Annotated in this window: 16 protein-coding genes; 7 read left to right on the forward strand and 9 right to left on the reverse strand. The window is 45.8% G+C overall.

Translation table 11 applies throughout. From position 1 onward, the window contains the following. The first annotated feature begins 72 nt into the window (after positions 1-72). Complete coding sequence (gene sohB / locus RA178_RS08510; RefSeq protein WP_287480576.1) at positions 73-1,089, forward strand: protease SohB; 1,017 nt, start codon at positions 73-75, stop codon at positions 1,087-1,089. An 87-nt stretch (positions 1,090-1,176) separates the two neighbouring features. Here the strand turns inward: sohB and RA178_RS08515 are convergent, their stop codons facing one another. Together RA178_RS08515 and RA178_RS08520 are read right to left on the reverse strand one after the other, a co-directional pair. After that, positions 1,177-2,244, reverse strand: coding sequence for a DUF3083 family protein (locus RA178_RS08515; RefSeq protein ID WP_028760986.1), 1,068 nt, complete (start codon positions 2,242-2,244; stop codon positions 1,177-1,179). 145 nt (positions 2,245-2,389) lie between these two features. Further along, complete coding sequence (locus RA178_RS08520) at positions 2,390-2,989, reverse strand: arylesterase (RefSeq protein ID WP_028760985.1); 600 nt, start codon at positions 2,987-2,989, stop codon at positions 2,390-2,392. A gap of 52 nt (positions 2,990-3,041) precedes the next feature. On the opposite strand from RA178_RS08520, the gene RA178_RS08525 reads away from it, so the two are divergent. From RA178_RS08525 to lepB, 3 genes are all read left to right on the forward strand, one after another. Beyond that, positions 3,042-3,770, forward strand: coding sequence for an ABC transporter ATP-binding protein (locus tag RA178_RS08525; RefSeq protein WP_028760984.1), 729 nt, complete (start codon positions 3,042-3,044; stop codon positions 3,768-3,770). 2 nt (positions 3,771-3,772) lie between these two features. Then, entirely contained in the window at positions 3,773-6,268 is a 2,496-nt protein-coding gene (locus RA178_RS08530; RefSeq protein ID WP_306685134.1) for an ABC transporter permease, read from the forward strand. Positions 6,269-6,534: 266 nt separating this feature from the next. After that, entirely contained in the window at positions 6,535-7,197 is a 663-nt protein-coding gene (lepB, locus tag RA178_RS08535) for a signal peptidase I (RefSeq protein ID WP_306685135.1), read from the forward strand. 75 nt (positions 7,198-7,272) lie between these two features. Here the strand turns inward: lepB and gltS are convergent, their stop codons facing one another. The 3 genes from gltS to folX all read right to left on the reverse strand — a co-directional run bounded on the left by gltS (position 7,273) and on the right by folX (position 10,373). Next, positions 7,273-8,496, reverse strand: coding sequence for a sodium/glutamate symporter (gene gltS, locus RA178_RS08540; protein ID WP_306685137.1), 1,224 nt, complete (start codon positions 8,494-8,496; stop codon positions 7,273-7,275). 533 nt (positions 8,497-9,029) lie between these two features. Continuing rightward, complete coding sequence (locus RA178_RS08545; RefSeq protein WP_028760980.1) at positions 9,030-9,923, reverse strand: TIGR01777 family oxidoreductase; 894 nt, start codon at positions 9,921-9,923, stop codon at positions 9,030-9,032. A gap of 87 nt (positions 9,924-10,010) precedes the next feature. After that, positions 10,011-10,373, reverse strand: coding sequence for a dihydroneopterin triphosphate 2'-epimerase (folX, locus tag RA178_RS08550; RefSeq protein ID WP_006082167.1), 363 nt, complete (start codon positions 10,371-10,373; stop codon positions 10,011-10,013). 98 nt (positions 10,374-10,471) lie between these two features. Here folX and RA178_RS08555 point away from each other — a divergent pair, with 98 nt between their 5' ends. Further along, positions 10,472-11,581 (forward strand): AI-2E family transporter, encoded by a 1,110-nt coding sequence (locus RA178_RS08555; RefSeq protein WP_212600699.1) that lies wholly within the window; start codon positions 10,472-10,474, stop codon positions 11,579-11,581. A 6-nt stretch (positions 11,582-11,587) separates the two neighbouring features. Then, positions 11,588-12,505, forward strand: coding sequence for a class I SAM-dependent methyltransferase (locus RA178_RS08560; RefSeq protein ID WP_306685139.1), 918 nt, complete (start codon positions 11,588-11,590; stop codon positions 12,503-12,505). Between the two features lie 798 nt (positions 12,506-13,303). Here RA178_RS08560 and RA178_RS08565 read toward each other — a convergent pair. From RA178_RS08565 to ackA, 3 genes are all read right to left on the reverse strand, one after another. Next, positions 13,304-13,738 carry a nuclear transport factor 2 family protein gene (locus tag RA178_RS08565; protein WP_105252133.1) on the reverse strand — a complete coding sequence of 145 codons (435 nt, stop codon included), beginning with the start codon at positions 13,736-13,738 and terminating at the stop codon, positions 13,304-13,306. Positions 13,739-14,216: 478 nt separating this feature from the next. Continuing rightward, positions 14,217-16,370 carry a phosphate acetyltransferase gene (pta, locus tag RA178_RS08570; protein ID WP_131523542.1) on the reverse strand — a complete coding sequence of 718 codons (2,154 nt, stop codon included), beginning with the start codon at positions 16,368-16,370 and terminating at the stop codon, positions 14,217-14,219. A gap of 111 nt (positions 16,371-16,481) precedes the next feature. After that, positions 16,482-17,681: an acetate kinase gene (gene ackA / locus RA178_RS08575; protein WP_219234385.1), complete on the reverse strand. Its 1,200-nt coding sequence runs from the start codon at positions 17,679-17,681 to the stop codon at positions 16,482-16,484. Positions 17,682-17,822: 141 nt separating this feature from the next. On the opposite strand from ackA, the gene yfbV reads away from it, so the two are divergent. Then, complete coding sequence (gene yfbV / locus RA178_RS08580) at positions 17,823-18,266, forward strand: terminus macrodomain insulation protein YfbV (RefSeq protein ID WP_081729091.1); 444 nt, start codon at positions 17,823-17,825, stop codon at positions 18,264-18,266. 44 nt (positions 18,267-18,310) lie between these two features. Here yfbV and pflA read toward each other — a convergent pair whose 3' ends face one another. Next, positions 18,311-19,051 (reverse strand): pyruvate formate lyase 1-activating protein, encoded by a 741-nt coding sequence (gene pflA / locus RA178_RS08585; RefSeq protein WP_105252135.1) that lies wholly within the window; start codon positions 19,049-19,051, stop codon positions 18,311-18,313. Positions 19,052-19,058 lie beyond the last annotated feature (7 nt).

A 19,058-nucleotide genomic window follows, 5' to 3' on the forward strand; every position in this document is an offset into this window, starting at 1 on the left:
TTTTATGGGCCTTTAGGCTGTTAGAATAGCGCGCAATTGATTGAATGATGTAACGCCCTAACGGAGAACACTTTGGAATTTTTATACGAGTATGGAATGTTTTTGGCGAAAGCCGTCACAATAGTGGTCGCAATCGTTGCCGTTATTATTGTGGTGTTGGCTTCCACTGTAAAACACAAGTCAGATAAGGGCGAGCTGAGGATCACTAACTTGTCTGAAGAGTTAGAAGAACTTAAGCATGGCTTAAAAGAAGAACTTCTGTCAAAGAAACAATTCAAAGCCTATGAAAAGCAATTAAAAGCTGACGAAAAGGCAAAAGACAAAGCCGCAGATGAAGCCTGCACGGGCAAAGTGTTCGTGATTGATTTTAAGGGCAGTATCGATGCCGCTGAGGTCGCATCACTGCGTGAAGAAATCAGTGCAATTATCGCTATCGCAGAAAAAGGCGATGAAGTGGTTGTTAATGTTGAGAGTGGCGGTGGTATGGTGCATGGTTATGGTTTAGCCTCCAGCCAGTTAGATCGCTTACGTCAAGCTGATATTACATTGACTGTCTGTGTTGATAAAGTCGCCGCCAGTGGTGGTTATATGATGGCCTGTGTTGCGAATAAAATTTATGCTGCGCCTTTTGCCATTGTCGGTTCAATTGGTGTTGTCGCTCAACTGCCTAACTTTAATCGCCTGCTGAAAAAGCATGAAATTGATTATGAGCAACATACCGCCGGTAATTTTAAGCGCACCTTGACAGTATTTGGTGAAAACTCCGATGAGGGAAGACAGAAGTTTCAAGAAGAACTCGAAGAAACCCACGTCTTATTTAAAGCGTTTGTTGGTAAGTATCGCCCTGAGTTGGATTTAGTGAAAGTCGCTACTGGCGAGCATTGGTACGGTCAGCAAGCTATTGAATTAGGTTTAGTTGATGCGATTTCGACCAGCGATGATGTGATAATGTCACTCGCCACAGAGCGTACTGTGTACAAGATACGTTATCAGATGAGAAAGAAACTCGCTGATAAAATTGCCCACGGTGCCTCTTTGTCTGTGAACGCTATTTTCAATCGCCTCATAGAAAAAAATCGTCCTATGTAATTTTGTCTATTGGTGAATAAAAGTAAAAACGCCTGCATTTGCAGGCGTTTTCATTTGCTGAGCTTTTGCGGCTAATACCGAAGTGGGTTAGATTTGATAGCTGATATGTTGATGGAAACGTACGATGAGATCTTCACGCTCCGGATCGACACCTATGTCGGCTGCGAAGGCCTTCAGAGCTGTTTCAACATTGTTCATAAAGCGACCGAAACCCGAATCGTCACAATCCTTAGTACCTGCCACTATGGTAAAGTGCGCGGCTTCGACTAAGTTATCGGCATCCCAACGACGGATAACTTGTTGCTCAGTCGCATTAGGATCGAACCCTATCATTTGTACTTCGGCTTTGCTGTCGAGCTTTTCAAACTTACTGTTACGCACAAGTGGTGTTAAGCCGTTCGCTATCATAGCAAGGCGTGTCAGTTGTCTATTAGCTGCCGCTTTGAGGAAGCAGTCTTCAAGATGCTGATATAAAGGCGTAAAGTCAGTGGCTGAGTCAGGTAATAAACCCTGTTTGAGTTTGCGACTCAGCGGCAAGCTCACCGTCACATAGGTAAGAGAGCTAACGTTTTCTGGTAACTCACATTTTCTGGCTTTATATCTTGGGCCGATGGCGCGCAGTTTATAACCATAGGTTTCTTTATAGCCCTTAGCTTTTGCGAACAGATCATAGGATAAATGCTGATGGTCTCGGACCTTAACCTTAAGATCGCTTATTGGCATTAAGGGCATTAATTCAGTGAGTAACTCACGCACCTTGATATGGAAACTGGCGGAATTACTGCGAATATCGTCACCTGTGGCGAGAAACACAATGCGCAGTTTACGGGCGCGATAGTTTTCTTGCGAGAATAAGTTTTGGGCTTCGTGGTAGGCTGGGTTATAAAAAAATAGAATTTGTTCAGTGGTTTGGAAGCAATATGCTTCGGTATGGTAACGCACTACTGGCAGTTTATCGTTAGTGATCACGTGAACATTACGGAGATCGTGTTGTTCTGCCAAATTAAATATCAAACGGCTTAACGTTTGATAACAGCTTTGATAATCGGGATATTGATTGAGTAGCTCATCCGTCACCTTGATTTCGGCTGTGATGTATTGATTTGTACGGGCTTCCTTGGGTATGTACACTTTTTGCTGATGGCTAAGGGACATATTGACTCCTTGTTTGAGTTAACCATTTGCTAACACGAATTTTACTGTTTATCTATAGGGTTAATCTTGCGTTAGAACACGTTTTTATCCGTTGAGTATGAGTTTAGCTAAGTAAGCGGTTCGTTAGCTTAAAATAGCAGCTATTTTATTGGGTTAACGCATTTTCTATCCATGGTTGCATCCAAGCCGCAATCTGAGCTTGTGCCTTTTCGTTGGGATGAATGCCATCCCTTTGCATTAATTCTGGATGGGGCGCGATATCCTGCATAAAGAAGGGGATCAACACTATATCCTGGGTTTTAGATATGTCTTGATACACTTGGGTGAACTTTTGGGTATAGCGAGGGCCATAGTTAGGCGGTACCATGATCTCGGTCAGCAGCACTTTTGCGCCGCTATCTTTGGCTAGGGTAATGATTTGGATTAGATTATTTTCGAGTTGCGTTGGGGGGAATCCACGTAAACCATCATTACCTCCTAGCTCAACGACCACAAGATCGGGAGCAACAGAATCGAGCAAGGCGGGTAATCGGCGTAGGCCGCCCGCTGTGGTTTCGCCGCTCACTGAGCCATTGGTAAACTGATGTTCGGGCAGATTTTTTTGCAGTAGTGCTACCCAGCCTGACTGTTCTGCCATGCCGTAGCTAGCGCCTAAGCTATCGCCGAGGATCAGTATCTTTGCCGCGTGAGCGGGCGTGACCATGAGTACACTCAGTAGGATGAATGCCCCTAGGGTCTTCGCCATTGATTTTAATCTTAGCGATTGATACCAGAACGATTTATATAAGAAGGATCCTATGTCTAACGTCATCTTAAAAAACAGTGCCATTAATGTTGTTAACCTCGAAAAATCAGTGATTACTCAGGAAGGAACGCTCACTATCCTCAAGGGCATTAACTTAGATGTCAAGCAAGGTGAGAGTGTGGCTATTCTCGGCCCATCAGGTTCAGGCAAATCCACCTTATTGGGATTGCTTGCGGCGCTTGATACGCCTACGTCGGGGGAGATTTGGCTCGATGGTGTGGCATTATCACCACTGAATGAAGAGCAAAAAGCGGCACTGCGTAAACAGAAGGTCAGCTTTATTTTTCAATCCTTTATGTTAGTAGATACCTTAACTGCGCTTGAGAACGTCATGTTACCCGCCGAGCTTGCGGGCGTGAGCAATGCCAAGGAAAAAGCGCAGGCCATGTTGGTGCGGGTTGGTTTATCCCATCGCTTGACCCATTTACCCAAACAGCTTTCGGGTGGTGAACAGCAAAGGGTGGCGATTGCCCGCGCTTTTATCTGTGAGCCTACAGTTTTGTTTGCCGATGAACCAACTGGCAATTTAGACAGCGTCAACGGCCATAAGATTGCCGATATGTTGTTTGAGCTTAATCAAGAAAGCCATACAACCTTAGTCCTTGTTACCCATGATCTGCTGCTGGCCAAGCGGTGTGAGCGTCAACTAGTGATGGATAACGGCCATTTACAGGAAGATATCACTCAAACAGAACTGCTAGCTGATGTTAAGGAGGCTTAATAATGGAGTTAAGTCTGGCATGGCGCCTGTTTAAACGCGAGTTACAGCAGGGACAATTGTTACTGATTATCCTCGCTATTACGCTCGCGGTTTTGTCTGTGAGTGGCTTGGCGCGGGTGAGTGAACGTCTGCAAGTGGCAATTAGTGGTCAAGCTTCACAGTTTATTGCTGCCGACCGTATTATCGATTCGCCGGTTAAAATTGATGCGGCGATTTTATCCAAAGCCGAAGCGCTTGGGCTTAAGCATGTGACTAACATGCAATTTAATTCCATGGTCTATTCGGGAGATAAGTTTCAGTTAGTCACAGTACGCGCCGTAGAGTCGGGTTACCCGCTTAAGGGCGATATTGAACTCACCAGCGGTAAAACCAAGGCGTTACCTCAAGCGGATCAAATTTGGTTTGAGACTCGCTTAGGCGGACTTTTGGGTTATCCCAAATCCATCGAACTAGGTAACAGCGAATTTGTGCTCAGCAATGAGATCAGCCGCTTACCCGACGCAGGTTTTAATCCTTTTGCTTCATCGCCTGTGGTATTGATGCGGATGGAGGATGTCGCCAAAACAGGGGTGATTCAACCGGGCAGTCGCGTGACTTATCTGTATCAATTTGCCGGAGATGAAGCCTCGCTTACGGCCTTTGAACAAAGTGTTAAACCGCTTTTGAATAGTACCCAGCGTTGGGTCGATGTGCAATCCGGTGACTCGCCGATTGCGGGAGCCGTTAAGCGAGCGGAGCGCTTCTTACTGCTGGCAAGTTTGATGGGCATTGCATTGGCCTGCGCGGCGATAGGTATTGCCGCCCAGCGTTATTGTCAGCGCCATTACGATGTGGTGGCCATGCTGAAAACCTTTGGCGCCTCGGCAAAGCAAATTCGCCTGTTGTTTGGTACTCATTTATTGTTGGTAACGCTACTGGGAATTGGTCTAGGTCTTATTGGGGGAGGGTTACTCGATTTTGGGATCAGTTATCTATTGCCACCCGAAATTGCGGCCTATTCACCGCCACTCACACGACCATTATTACTCGGCATCAGCACAGGGCTCATCAGCGCCTTTATGTTTTCGGCTTATCCATTGATGCGTTTACTGGCTATTCCGCCACTGCGGGTGTTGCAGCGCCAGTTAGAAGGCTTACAGCTTGGTATGTGGCTGCATTTGCTGCTGAGTCTAGGGGCTATGGCGCTATTGGGCTATTTGTATTCCCAAAGTTGGACTTTGACTCTGACTGTGGTCGCGGCTGTGCTATTGCTGGCTGCGCTATTAAGTCTGCTTGGATTTGTGATGATACGAGCAGGACACAGTGTTGGTATGAAGACTACCAATCCTTTGCAATTAGCGCTGGCGGGGCTAAGGCGTCGTGCGCGGCAAAATGCGGTGCAATTGGTTGGCTTTAGCGCTGCACTGGTACTGTTATTGACTATTTTGGCGTTAAGACAAGATTTACTTAACGAATGGCAAAAACAGTTGCCCGAAAATGCGCCTAATTATTTCCTTGTCAATATTGCGCCTGATGATGCAAAGCCCTTGAATGATTTCATGACGGCGAAGGGGATAGTGGCGACGGACATTTATCCGGTGATCCGTGGCCGATTAACTCAAATTAACGGTGAAGCGCTGATTTCGAATGAACAGTCAGAAGCGGGTGAAAAGGGAAGAGTGGGCATTTCGCGCGAGTTAAACCTAACGTGGCGCAATACACTGCCTGCTAACAACGAACTGTTAGAGGGGCATTTTAATCAAGCCGCCGATGAAGTGTCGGTGGAGTCCGGCGTGGCGGAGCGTCTAGGTATTGGTCTTGGCGATAAGCTGACTTACGTGATTGATAATCAAGAGCTCACAGTTAAAGTTGCCAGTATTCGTGCCGTGCATTGGGAAACACTGCAACCGAACTTCTTTATGATTTTCACCCAAGAAGCGCTCGCGCCTTTTGCGTATACCTCGATGGCGAGTTTTTATCTGAATGATCAGGCGACTAACGATAAGACTATTAATGCTGATGGTACGCCTAAGGATGCAGTGATCCTTGCGCTTATTCAGCAATTTCCGACGATATCTATCATAGATGTTGGCGCTATGGTGGGGCAGTTGCGGCAGATAATTGAGCAAGTGTCGCTGTCGTTGTCTTTAGTGCTGGCCTTAGTGTTATTAGCCAGTGCCTTAGTCTTGATTGCACAGACTGAGGCTGGCATGGCAACTCGGCAACGTGAACTGGCGGTGTTACGTACCTTTGGTGCTTCAGGATGGTTATTGCGCAGTGCAACGGGTTTAGAGTTCGCCTTACTTGGCGGTATTGCGGGTGTGTTAGCCGTAATTGTGGCCGAATTTGCGTTATATCTACTTAAGACGCAAGTATTTGAACTTAATGTATACATGCACTGGCCTTGGTGGGGTATTGCCCCTGTTTCTGGAGCCTTAATCGTCGCCTTACTAGGGGTTTGGCGTTGTCGACAATTGCTCAGCCAATCTTGCTCTGAGCTATTAAAGGCTGGGAGCTAGGGCGGTTTGTGAACTCTGTTGATGGGCTAAAACATAAAGCTTATTAAGACAACAAGCTGAGCCAACATTAAAAGCACTGATGCGACATAAGCTCAGTGCTTTTTTGTTATGGGGTTGATTCTGCTGCACTTGAATTGAATATGCTTTTTACATCGGCTTACAAATTGATCTGTGCTTAAGCAGGTAGCAACAGAACTTAGTGCAACGCAATGGGTCTATCTAACTGAGAACAGCGACTAGCTTATATATGCCATAGAGGGAATATTATGTTCAAAGGAATAACAAAACTGCTTAAGGATAATCGCTCCTTTTTTCTGTTTATCAGCTTAATGTTAGTGTTCAGGAGCGCTGTGGCCGATTGGAATACTGTGCCATCGGGTTCTATGCTGCCGGCTATCGTCGAGGGTGATCGCATTCTTGTTAATAAGATGGCTTATGATCTTAGGGTGCCATTTACGCATATTGCATTAGTTAAACTGGCAGATCCTGCTCGCGGCGATATTGTGGTATTTGACTCGAAAAAGGCCGATAAAAAACTGATCAAGCGGGTAATAGCTGTGCCAGGCGATACTGTGATGATGCTGGATAATCGCTTGTATTTAAACGGCGAACTGCTTAGCTACACATCCCAAGCATTGAGTGCTTATGCTCCCGCTGATGTGACAGAAATGCAGGAAAATTTACTCGGTATGGTTCACAGTATTCGCCTTAACCCTGTACCCTCAAGGCTTGCCAATTTTGGACCTGTCACAGTGCCGGATGCGCATTATTTAGCCCTGGGTGATAATCGTGATAACAGCGCTGACTCTCGGGTTATTGGCTTCGTGCCCCGTGATGAGATTGTTGGCCGTTCAAGTTCAGTCGTTTTCTCCCTTGATTATGATGATTATTACCTGCCTCGGCCTGAACGCTTAATGCGTGAATTCTAGTCTTAACTATTTTGAACCATGAAATAGGGCGCCAAAGTCGGCGCCCTATTTTTTAAGTGATTGAGTTATAAACAACTACTTCATAAAGCTCAGATAGCCCTGTAAGACAATTAAGTTAACTATGTCGATAAAGAAGGCTCCGACGATAGGTACTACCATAAAGGCTTGGGGTGATGGCCCTGTGCGTGAGACTAGCGCGCCCATGTTCATTACCGCCGTTGGCGTAGCACCCATACCAAAGCCGCAGTGACCACCGGTGATCACCGCGGCATCGTAATTACTGCCCATGACTTTGAAGGTCACGAAATAGGCAAAAATGGCCAACACTGCGGTTTGTACCAGTAAAATTACCAGTAGCGGGATCGCTAAATCAAAAATTTCCCATAATTTTAAAGTCATTAAGGCCATTGAGAGGAAGAGTGACAGCGCGACAGTCCCTATCACATCGATGCTTTCGGTATGGGGTTTGTAACCGCGGGTGAGTTCTGTGAGATTAGCGATGAGCACGCCAAGAAAAAGAGCATATACAAAGTCGGGCATCTTTAGCCATGCAATACCCGATTGGCTGATCCACAGCGTGAGCCATTTTGATCCTGCAACACACAATAACAGCACAAACAGAGTTTCTAATATGGTTTTGGCGGTGACTTGGTCTTCTTCTAAGTGATCATAAGTGACTAAATGCGGATGTTCACTGTGATGCTTGCGGCCAACCCCATAGCGAGAAACGAGATTATATTTACCGATTAATCGCTGCGCGACGGGGCCACCGATGATCCCACCCATGATCAAACCAAAGGTTGCCGCGGCCATAGCAAACTCTAAGGTGTTGATACCGTAGCGCTCAGCAAAGGTTTGTGACCAAGCTACGCCGGTACCATGGCCGCCCGACAGGGTAATTGATCCTGCGATAAGTCCCATGATGGGATCGAGCCCCAATAGGCTGGCTAAACTGACGCCGACGGCATTTTGAATCACAATATACATTGAGGCTACACCTAAAAAGATGAAGACTTTTTTACCACCGCTGAGCAATAGCTTGTAGTTTGCCGAGAGGCCAATGGTGCTAAAAAACATCAGCATTAAGGTATTTTGCAGTGATAGGCTGAAGTCGAGACTAATATTTTGAAAGTGAAGAAATGTGACTCCCGCGGCGACAACAAGGCCACCCACTATGGGTTCGGGGATATTATATTGCCTGAAGACACGTACATGGCGATTGATAGAGTGGCCGATAAACAGCACGAAAATGGCAATTAAAAATGATTCTAGCTCGCCAATCATATAGGTCGTGTGCATGAAAATTCCTTACAAACTGTCTTAGTGCGGGCGTTTCATTGGGCACAATGTCCAATGAGAAGTAACCCATCTTGTTATTAAGTACCTGCTAATGCTGGATGTTAAGCGCTTGATGTCGAGGACAGATCAGTGTCAATCCGATAAAAAATTTAAAGGATGAGTAGGCGCGAGTGTGTATCGTTTTATGGTCTACAGACCAAGAACAGCAGATTAAATAGCCTGTTCCTGAGCATAAATAACTGTCTATTTATGAGGTGTTGCTGAGTCTATCTGTGGTCAAGGCTGAGGCGGTTAATGCGTGCCTCCTATGACCGAATGGAGGCGAGTTTAGCAGAAAATGGACGGATTGTCGCTAAATCATAATATAAATCATGATGTTACATTCTTGTTTTTCTAGTGTTGCTAAAATAATGGCAAGATTGACGTTACAATATACCTGGTTGTTGAGCGGATTTGAGTACTAAGATGCCACCTGCATTAGCCACTGATTTTATCAGCATATTTAAGCTGAGTTTAGGCTCTAGCGTGCTAGCCTATTTGGCTAACACGTTTGTTAAGGCGTTATCGAGATCACTGAATTGAAACTGAAAACCCGCTTCGAGGGCACGTTTGGGGTAAACAAATTGCCCTTCCGTCAGCAACTCCGACATTTCGCCCATCGCTAAGCGTAATGCAAGCGGTGGGGTCGTGATTAACGCTGGGCGATTAAGTGCTTTTCCGAGCGCTTTGGTAAACACAGCGTTACTCACTGGATTGGGTGCAGTGGCATTAAATATGCCTTTACAGTGTTGTTGAGTGAGTAAAAAATCAATAAGGGAAATGAGATCCTGCACATGGATCCAGCTCATACCTTGGCGTCCATGGCCAATTGGGCCACCGAGTCCGAGTTTAAATGGCGGTAACATTTTCTCTAAGGCACCACCTTTACCTAGCACGATACCAATACGGATAATGCAGACGCGTGTGTGCTCTGAGGTTGCATTTAGCGCCTCTTGCTCCCATTTTCGACAGATATCATGGCTAAACTCAACATGGGCACCACTAGACTCATCGAGTAATTTATCATCGTGCCGCCCGTAATAACCGACTGCCGAACCACTCACCATGATCTGAGGAGGAGTGCTACTCTGTTGTATTAGCTGAGTTAATCTTGCCGTAATATCCCAGCGACTATCACAAATGCGTTGCTTCTGGTTTTTACTCCAACGTTTAGCGACTATGGGTTCACCCGCAAGATTTACAATGGCATCAATGTGATTTAAGTCGCTTAGCGCATCGAGACTCTCGAGGTAATGGTGCTGATTACCGAGCACTTTTTGTGTTTGTTGCACTGAGCGAGTTAATAACGTCAGTTGATGATATGGCGCCAGTCGTTCGACTAATTGGCGGCCAATAAAGCCGCTTGCGCCGGTGATCAGTATATTCATGGAACCTCTCTTAATTGGTTAAGCTCTGCGGATATATACCAAAATGCGGTGTGCAACGATCACTTAGTCGGAATATTTTTAGCCAGATTATTTTTGATAACATAACTCCATCGAGACTGAATCGGCAAAGCGTAGTGCATGGGGTTTGTCTATTTCGACACTGGCAAATTCAACCCAAGGATGCTCACTGGCGATGGCCAGCGTTTGGCTGGTGAGATTTTCGAGTAATGAGAAACGGTTATTCTCAATCAGTTCAATGATCTTTTTGGTGATTGTGCGGTAATTGAGCGCATCCTCGACATTGTCACTGTTGCGGGCACGTTCGGCACAATAATGGATCACGACATTAATGATCACGTCTTGGCGATTTTGGATTTCATCTTCTTTAATGCCAATAAAAGTACGAAGTCTTAAGTTTTTAATGCGTATAATCGCGGTTTCTGGTTTCATAATGACAAATGGCTATCTTAAGCTAAAGTTGCTGAGGTTAAGTGGTTTCAAAGGTTAGCCTAACAATTTTATCTAAGATCAAGAAGGATTTTTAATAAATGACTCGACCTAATGCGCCCTCTGCTGCTTATCGTGGCTTTGCGGTTATGGCCTTTGTAGTGATTATTTTGGCAGGGATTAAGGCGGCGAGCCCGATTGTGGTGCCGTTTGTGCTGTCCAGTTTTCTTGCGGTGATTTGTAATCCTGCAATCGGTTTGATGACAAAGTTCCGTGTGCCTAAATGGCTGGCAGTGATCCTCTTGATGGGTTTTATTGTGTTGATGGGCCTATGGTTAGCCTCAGTCGTCGGCAGTTCTGTCAATGAGTTTTCTAAACAATTGCCCCAATATCGCGATCAGCTGGTGGAGCAGTTTTCGTGGATTATCCATAAATTACAGGCATTAAATATTCAGATTTCGAAGGATCAGGTATTAGCCTATTTTGACCCAGGTATGGCCTTGTCTATGACCACGAATATGCTATCGGGTGTCGGCAATGTGATGGCGAATTTATTTCTGATCATCCTCACTATCGTCTTTATGCTGTTTGAAGCTCAGTCGCTGCCAAAGAAATTGCATCTGGCATTGGACGATCCCGATATGCGCTTAAAGCAGATTGACCGCTTTTTACAATCTGTGAATCAGTACATGGTGATCAAGACCTTAGTGAGTTTGGCTACTGGGATCATCGTCGGTGTGGGGTTGACCTTCATTGGCGTGGATTACGCCATGTTATGGGCGGTGATTGCTTTCCTGTTTAATTATATTCCCAATATTGGTTCTATCATTGCCGCCATTCCAGCTGTGTTGTTGGCCTTTATTCAGCTTGGCCCTGCGGCTGCGGGGGGGACTGCACTTTTGTACGTGGGTGCCAACATGGTGATGGGCAATATCATTGAGCCTAAATTTATGGGGCGCGGTCTGGGGTTATCGACCTTAGTGGTGTTTTTATCATTAATTTTCTGGGGCTGGTTATTAGGTTCTGTGGGCATGTTGCTGTCAGTGCCATTGACTATGGTGGTTAAAATTGCCCTCGAATCGAGTAAGAGTGGTAATTGGTTAGCCATTTTATTATCGGACGATATTGAAGATAAGTTCTTGGCCAGTAACACGGAAAATTCAATTCCCGATGGCGATGAAGCCAATACAAGTGCAACTGAGAGTAAGTAATAGAAGATGCAAAGTTTTATACAAGCGCTAGCGACAATTGAGTTAGGTGATGATGCGGTACGGTTATTCCACGGCCGCGGTGGGCATTACGTGGGTTGTGAGCACCTATGTTTAGATTGGTTTGCACCCGTACTATTGCTGACCAGCTTTACTCCCTTGGAGGATACGGATTTAACCCTCTGCCAACAGGCGATTGCAGCGCGCTGGCAAGTTATTCAGCCAGATAGCCAATTGAATCTAGTCTACCAATACCGTAGTGCGGGGGAGACGTTTACCCAACTATTGCAAGGTGAAGTGCCTGAGCCGCATATCGTTAGCGAAAATGGCGCACGGTTTCAGGTGCACCTAATACGCGGACAAAACCACGGACTCTTCCTCGATATGGCCAATGGCCGCGAGTGGGTTAGAGCAAACGCCCGTTATAAAAAGGTGCTTAATTTATTCGCTTATACCTGTGGTTTCTCGGTCGCGGCATTACAAGGGGGCGCCGATGAAGTTGTGAATATGGACATGAGCAAAGGCGCATTAGGCATAGGTAAGCAGAACCATTTGCTGAATGGCTTTAGCGCGGGAGCCCGTTTTTTAGGCCATGATATTTTTAAATCTTGGGGCAAACTGAAAAAGCTCGGTCCCTACGACATTGTTGTTGCCGATCCACCGAGCAATCAGAAGGGCAGTTTTGTTGCGACTAAGGATTATGTGCGTTTAATTAGGCGTTTACCTGAGTTGCTTGCCAAGAATGGCGAAGTATTACTGTGTCTAAATGCACCTGAACTCGATACCACTTTCCTGCGTCAACAGGTAGCGGAAGCAGCACCTGCACTCGAATACATAGAGCGTTTAGCCAATCCGCTAGCCTTTATGGATGTGTCGGAAGAGAAGTCACTTAAGGTGCTTCGCTACCGCTTATCGACTCAAGCCTAGGCCTGATTTAGCTTAACTGGCCAGTATTAACTGGCCTTTTTGTCGGCTTAGGTTGAGTGTTTAGCTTTTTACACTGTCGCTTATTACTCAGCACTTATTATCCATTAGCTTAATCGCTCAGATAGCTGCGATCGCCCATAGGTTTCAATCACTTTACTTACTTGATGTTGGTCTAAGTGTTTGAGGGTAGAAATTTCACCATAAAGCCTGCCCTGAACATCTAATGGCATTCCCTAGATTCATTTTATGTAAGCGATTTCTGTTAATCGCTTTTGTGTATAAAGCGAATGATGACATGGCGTCAGCATGGCCTCAATATCCTCGTAGAAAGTGAAAGTCTTTCATGTAGAAGTACTGATTGTGAGCTATTTAAATGATAACCAGCCTTAAATGCTATGCTTGGTGATACAAAATTGAAAGTTTTCTGTAATTGTGGTTTTTGCTTTGTTATACTCCAGCCCACGGAATGTATCCCTTTCCTCATAGGCAAAATGTCAGCATAGAATGGCAAGCCTCTGCGGCCTTACCCAATCAAGCAGGAGTTGTTATGGAAGTTCATGAATACGAAAATGCTTATTATCAAGTGAAAGACGATGTACTAACGTCTTTACCTGTTGAAAGCGAAGAAGAAGTGATCCAGGCTTAATCGATAACGATTAAACTGACGGTACTTATGAGTCGGAAATAACAGAACAAGCACAAAAAATAGCAACCTTAGGGTTGCTATTTTTTTGGCTGAAAGTAAGCAGAATGATTGTATGACAAGGTATGCGCGGCGAAAGCAGGCAAGAAAGGGGGTTAACCGTTAACTTTGCGCTTTTCTGGCAGAAGTTCGACGATAATCCATTGGCTACCAATTTTGTGTAGGCGTATGGTCCTGTCATCAATCCATGGTTGACCACCTTTAAGACCTTTCATTTTGACCACAACAATGACGTCTTTGGTAAATTTGCGGAAGAAGTCGATATCGATATCATCAATTTCCATTTCAACATTGGTCATAGATAGGCCGAGCATATTACGCTGTACGGCTGCGGCAATGTGGTAATGGGTGAGCACTTGTTTAATGGGATCGTCGACATATTGCTTGGCTTGTTCAACATTACGATCAACATAAATCGCTTTAAAAAAGCCTAAGCTCACTTCTTCCGGTGATAACTGGCGTTGCTCTTGCGTTGAGGGATCGCCACAACCGAAGAGGAACAGGAGAGAGAAAAAAAATAGAGTTCGCATAAGTTTTAGTTATTGGAATTTGTTCCGAGTATCGCGATTTTAGCTGTAATGTACAAGTCTTGTCGTGATTTGCTGTCTATTGTGAAAAGCATTGACTCAAACCTCATGTGTGTGGCATATAGTTAGGAGTCATATAAAAAGGTTATCCACAGAAACTGTGGAAAACTATGTTGAAGACTTCAGTGATACTTTGTAAGTCACTGATATTTCCTTGCTTTATTTGCTGGTCAAAAAGTGACGCTTTTCTGCTTTCCATTATGTTCCACTTCTACTTGTGGATATTTTTCGCAATTTGCCGAGCTTATTCACACTGCATAATTTGATATTTCTCGTTTTTTCTTCATCTTTTGCAATTTAGACTTATCCATTAAGCGATTCTTGCTATCAACGGTATGGTTTACGCTAGATTTGAGCATAAAAAAAGCACTGGTAATAACCAGTGCTTTTTTGTGCGTAACGCTATGCAGATTTAATGCTGTTAGCCTTTAGCTGCGTCGTTTTGTGCGGCTTGAATTGCCGTTAGTGCGATAGTGTAGACGATGTCATCGACTAACGCGCCGCGAGACAAGTCGTTCACAGGTTTGCGCATACCTTGCAGCATAGGACCGATACTGATCAGATCGGCGCTTCGCTGTACGGCCTTGTAAGTCGTGTTGCCTGTATTAAGGTCTGGGAACACGAAAACGGTAGCTTGACCAGCGACAGGGCTATTAGGTGCCTTAGAGCGGGCAACGTTTGGCATGACTGCCGCATCGTATTGCAATGGACCATCAATAATCAGATCTGGGCGTTTTTCTTTGGCAATACGGGTTGCTTCACGTACTTTATCCACATCTGAACCTGTACCTGAGTTGCCAGTTGAGTAGCTGATCATTGCCACTCTTGGCTCGATACCGAAGGCTTTTGCTGATTCTGCCGATTGGATGGCGATATCAGCTAACTGCTCAGCATTGGGATCTGGGTTAATCGCACAGTCACCGTAAACAAGCACTTGATCTGGCATCAGCATAAAGAAGATGGATGAAACTAAGCTTGAGCCCGGTGCCGTTTTGATCAATTGCAGTGGTGGGCGAATGGTATTGGCTGTGGTGTTAACCGCACCAGAAACGATACCGTCGACTTCGTTTTGCGCCAACATCATAGTGCCGAGCACCATGTTGTCTTCTAACTGTTCACGGGCAACGACTTCAGTTAAGCCTTTGCTGCGACGCAGTTCCAACATAGGTTCTACGTAACGGTCGCGCACCTCTTCAGGATCGATAATGATCACGCCTTCGCCAAGCACCACATCTTGCTGGGCGGCGATACGCAGAATTTCCTCTTTTTTACCTAAGAGTACACAGCGAGCGATACCGCGTTCGGCACAAATGGCCGCCGCTTTAATGGTACGTGGCTCATCACCTTCTGGGAGTACCACAGTCTTGTGGGCGGCGCGCGCCAATTCCGTGAGTTTGTAACGGAAAGCGGGTGGTGACAGGCGATGCTCACGGGGTGAGTTTTTAGTCACGCTTTCAATCCACGTTTGGTCGATGTGGCTGGCCACATAATCCTGCACCAGATCGATACGAACCGCGTCATCGACGGGTACTTCATGGTCGAAACGTTGAATGTTGAGCGAGGTTTGCCAAGTGTTACTGTCGATCAAGAACACAGGTAAACCGGTTTCAAAGGCCTGCTCACACAGCTTAAGGATTTCCGGCTCTGGCTCGTAGCTACCAGTTAATAACAGGGCACCAATTTTCACGCCGTTCATGGCCGCAAGACAGGCTGATACGATCACATCTGAGCGGTCGCCTGAGGTGACAAGCAAGGAGTCAGTCTTAATATGAGTGACCATGTTCGGGATACTGCGGGCACAAAACGTTACTTTACGCAGGCGGCGGGTATGCATTTCACCAGCATTCAGAATGCGTGCACTTAAATGTTTCGCTAAATCCGACGCACGAGGAGCGACAAGATCAAGATTGTAGGGCACGCTGCCTAAAATACGCAGTGGGCTCTTACCCGGCAGTTGGAACATGCTGGCCGCATCTGAGCGTTGAACACCTTGGTGATCAAAGACTTCAGAGAGATCAGGGCGCGCGCGACCTTCGTCGTCAACGGGGGCACCAATCTTGTTGATCACAGCACCAATCAGGCGTTTATTCTTTTTTCCGCCCCAAGAGTTATAGGCGATTTCGAGGCGATTCATTAGCCCTGTAGCCGTATCACTGCCTGGTGTGGCAATAAAAATTACGTCGGCATCCATAGCTTTAGCGATGGCATAGTTCACATCATCGGCGAAGGGATGATTACGTGTTGGCACTAGACCTTCGACAATTAAGGTCTCTGTGTTGCTAGCGCAATCGGCCGCACGGGCAATGATTTGCTCCATTAAGACGTCGATTTGGTCGGCGCGAATTAAGGCTTCGGCATGGGCCATGTCGAAGGGCTCTAAGGGATTGACTGTTGGCGATTTGCTCAGAATAGTGGTTGAGCGTTCTGGGCCATTATCGTTTGGACGAAGCTGAGAAATAGGCTTAAAGAACTGAACCTTAACCCCGTGGCGCTCCAGTGCGCGCACCATCCCAAGGCTTAAGGAAGTCAGGCCGACTCCGGTACCTATGGGGATTAACATAATATTACGAGACATAAAAACCTCTAGTTTCGATGGTTTTTGGCAGAATAGTTTCTGCAAATTTGCTTGTGAGTACGGCTACGTAAGGTATAAAGCCGTTTGGGTGAGCAAACGGCTTAGGTCTTTTTATTTGTTGATAAGTTTAATGGAATCTTCGGCGATAACCCATTCTTCGTTCGTTGGGATCACCATGGCAATCGTGCCTTTATCTTGGGTGATGATACCTTTCTTACCGAAACGCGCCGCTTTGTTGCGCTCACTATCGACATGGAAATTGAAGATTTCCAGCATGTTGAGCACTTTTTCACGGATTAAATCTGAGTTTTCACCAATACCGCCGGTGAAGACGACTGCATCTAAACGGCCCAGTGGCACAGTGTAAGAGGCGATGTACTTGGCTAAGCGGTAGCAGAAGATTTCTAAGGCTAAGGTCGCGCCTTTATGACCCTCGGCGTAACCTTCTTCGATGCCACGGCAATCGTTGGTCAGCTCGGAAATGCCCAGTAGACCACTTTGTTTGTTCATCAGATTATTCACTTCTTCTAAGGTGTAACCCAGTTGATGAACTAAGTGATAGATGATTGAAGGGTCAATATCGCCACAACGTGTGCCCATCACTAAACCTTCTAATGGGGTTAACCCCATAGAAGTGTCGACACTTTTGCCGCCTTTGATGGCAGTCACTGACGCGCCATTGCCTAAATGAGCACAGATCACGTTGGTATCTTCGATGGGCTTGTTGAGCATTTTTGCCGCTTCACGGCTAACGAATAAATGACTCGTGCCATGCATGCCATAACGACGAATACCGTGTTCACGGTATAACTTGTAAGGCAGGGCGTAGACATAAGCTCTGTCTGGCATGCTTTGGTGGAAAGCGGTATCAAATACAGCAACCTGTGGCAATTTAGGGAAAGAGGCCATTGCCGCGCGGATGCCGATAAGGTGAGCAGGATTGTGCAGTGGGGCTAATGAAGCACAGTCTTCGATGCCTTTGATCACGCTCTCATCGATGATCACTGAGCGAGTGAATTTCTCACCACCGTGAACGATACGATGGCCAACGGCTTGAATTTTTGCTGCTAATTCAGGTTGTTCCGCAAGAATTTTATTAACAATGTATTCAACTGCTTCACGGTGAGCCGTAAATGCACCTAAGGCTGCTTCATGTTTTTCGCCGTTGATTTTCCATTTAATGCGAGAGTCTTCTAAACCAAAACATTCGGCTAAGCCAGAAATTTGGTCGTCACCTGTTTGCGCGTCAATGACGGCAAATTTGAGAGAAGAGCTACCGCAATTGAGAACTAAAACCAGTTTATTTGACATGTGTAAACCCTTTGCGATTGTGTTTAATATAACGATTCAAAATAATGAGGAACTGCGGTGTTTTTACCATATCAGTCTTGGGGCGATTCGCCAGATTGTGCTATGGTAAGAGCAGTATTCCATTGTAGTTGGTGTCTAAAATTGAGCATTAAGATCCTCAAAACCTTAGGTGATGGTCATCAGTATATGAAGACTTGGCCTATGGTTAGACAACTGGGTTTTTATTTTCCTGAGTATCGGGTCGTCCGAGCGACTCAGCTCGCCATACTGGTGATGCCAGTGTTGGCGATTTTTGTGAGCATGAGCCAGCTGTATATTCACGGTTGGGCATTTCTGCCCCAAGCTGTCACTCTCGGTTTATTTTTCATCAGCTTACCGTTACAGGGGCTGCTGTGGTTAGGCTGGCGAGCTCGCCATCCATTACCGTTAACGCTGTTCGACTGGATTAACCAGTTGAGTGCGAAGTTGTCATCCATGGGTATCAATTGCCACACGTTAGGCGCTAAAGCCTGTTACCTCGATATGGCACTGATTTTAAAAATAGCCTTTGAGCGTTTAGATGCCAGTTATTGGGAAGAACTTTAGGCCGTTGCCGCGGTTATCCGTTTTGGCTTTTCTATTACTGTGGATTAATAAATCGCGTTAATCCCTTGTTGGACAAATACCGCTTTGATCTTTTCCATGGTTTCTCGACTCGGGGGGGATATCCCATCGAGTTGATAGCTTTCGCCCATGGCTTCCCACTTATGTTTACCTAATTCGTGATAGGGTAGTAACTCTACCTTTTCAATGTTTTTCATGGGCTTGATAAACTCGGCCAGTTGTAATGCCGATGCTTCATCGTCGGTAAATCCGCCCACTACGACATAACGTATCCACGTCGCTTGATTACGCTCTGCCAAATACTGCGCAAACTGTAATGTTCTATGGTTGCTGACTTTAGTTAACTCAATATGTTTTTCATCGTCCATGTGCTTGATGTCGAGCAGGACCAAGTCAGTGTGGTCGAGCAACTCATCAATCACTGGCGTGTACTTACGTACAAAACCATTGGTATCTAAACAGGTATGAATACCTTCTTGCTGACAAGCCGTGAATAATTCGGCGACAAATTCGGCCTGTAAAATGGCTTCACCACCACTGGCCGTAACACCACCATTGCTGGCATCGAGAAAAGGCCGATAGCTGATGATTTGACTCATTAACTCATCGACCAGAACTTCTTTTCCACCATCAAGATCCCAAGTGTCACGGTTGTGGCAATATTGGCAGCGCATTAAACAGCCCTGCATAAAGGTGATAAACCGTATGCCGGGACCATCTACTGTGCCAAAGGATTCCACCGAGTGGATCCGACCGATAACTGCCATTGTGACT

It is taken from the genome of Shewanella oncorhynchi (assembly GCF_030848765.1).
Classification (GTDB): Bacteria; Pseudomonadota; Gammaproteobacteria; order Enterobacterales; family Shewanellaceae; genus Shewanella; species Shewanella oncorhynchi.

Excerpts from the sequence above, each read along its gene's own strand:
- RA178_RS08515 (WP_028760986.1), bottom strand. The coding sequence starts at position 2,244 with ATGTCCCTTAGCCATCAGCAAAAAGTGTACATACCCAAGGAAGCCCGT.
- RA178_RS08520 (WP_028760985.1), bottom strand. The coding sequence starts at position 2,989 with ATGGCGAAGACCCTAGGGGCATTCATCCTACTGAGTGTACTCATGGTC.
- RA178_RS08525 (WP_028760984.1), top strand. The coding sequence starts at position 3,042 with ATGTCTAACGTCATCTTAAAAAACAGTGCCATTAATGTTGTTAACCTC.
- RA178_RS08530 (WP_306685134.1), top strand. The coding sequence starts at position 3,773 with ATGGAGTTAAGTCTGGCATGGCGCCTGTTTAAACGCGAGTTACAGCAG.
- lepB (WP_306685135.1), top strand. The coding sequence starts at position 6,535 with ATGTTCAAAGGAATAACAAAACTGCTTAAGGATAATCGCTCCTTTTTT.
- gltS (WP_306685137.1), bottom strand. The coding sequence starts at position 8,496 with ATGCACACGACCTATATGATTGGCGAGCTAGAATCATTTTTAATTGCC.
- RA178_RS08545 (WP_028760980.1), bottom strand. The coding sequence starts at position 9,923 with ATGAATATACTGATCACCGGCGCAAGCGGCTTTATTGGCCGCCAATTA.
- folX (WP_006082167.1), bottom strand. The coding sequence starts at position 10,373 with ATGAAACCAGAAACCGCGATTATACGCATTAAAAACTTAAGACTTCGT.
- RA178_RS08555 (WP_212600699.1), top strand. The coding sequence starts at position 10,472 with ATGACTCGACCTAATGCGCCCTCTGCTGCTTATCGTGGCTTTGCGGTT.
- RA178_RS08560 (WP_306685139.1), top strand. The coding sequence starts at position 11,588 with ATGCAAAGTTTTATACAAGCGCTAGCGACAATTGAGTTAGGTGATGAT.
- RA178_RS08565 (WP_105252133.1), bottom strand. The coding sequence starts at position 13,738 with ATGCGAACTCTATTTTTTTTCTCTCTCCTGTTCCTCTTCGGTTGTGGC.
- pta (WP_131523542.1), bottom strand. The coding sequence starts at position 16,370 with ATGTCTCGTAATATTATGTTAATCCCCATAGGTACCGGAGTCGGCCTG.
- ackA (WP_219234385.1), bottom strand. The coding sequence starts at position 17,681 with ATGTCAAATAAACTGGTTTTAGTTCTCAATTGCGGTAGCTCTTCTCTC.
- pflA (WP_105252135.1), bottom strand. The coding sequence starts at position 19,051 with ATGGCAGTTATCGGTCGGATCCACTCGGTGGAATCCTTTGGCACAGTA.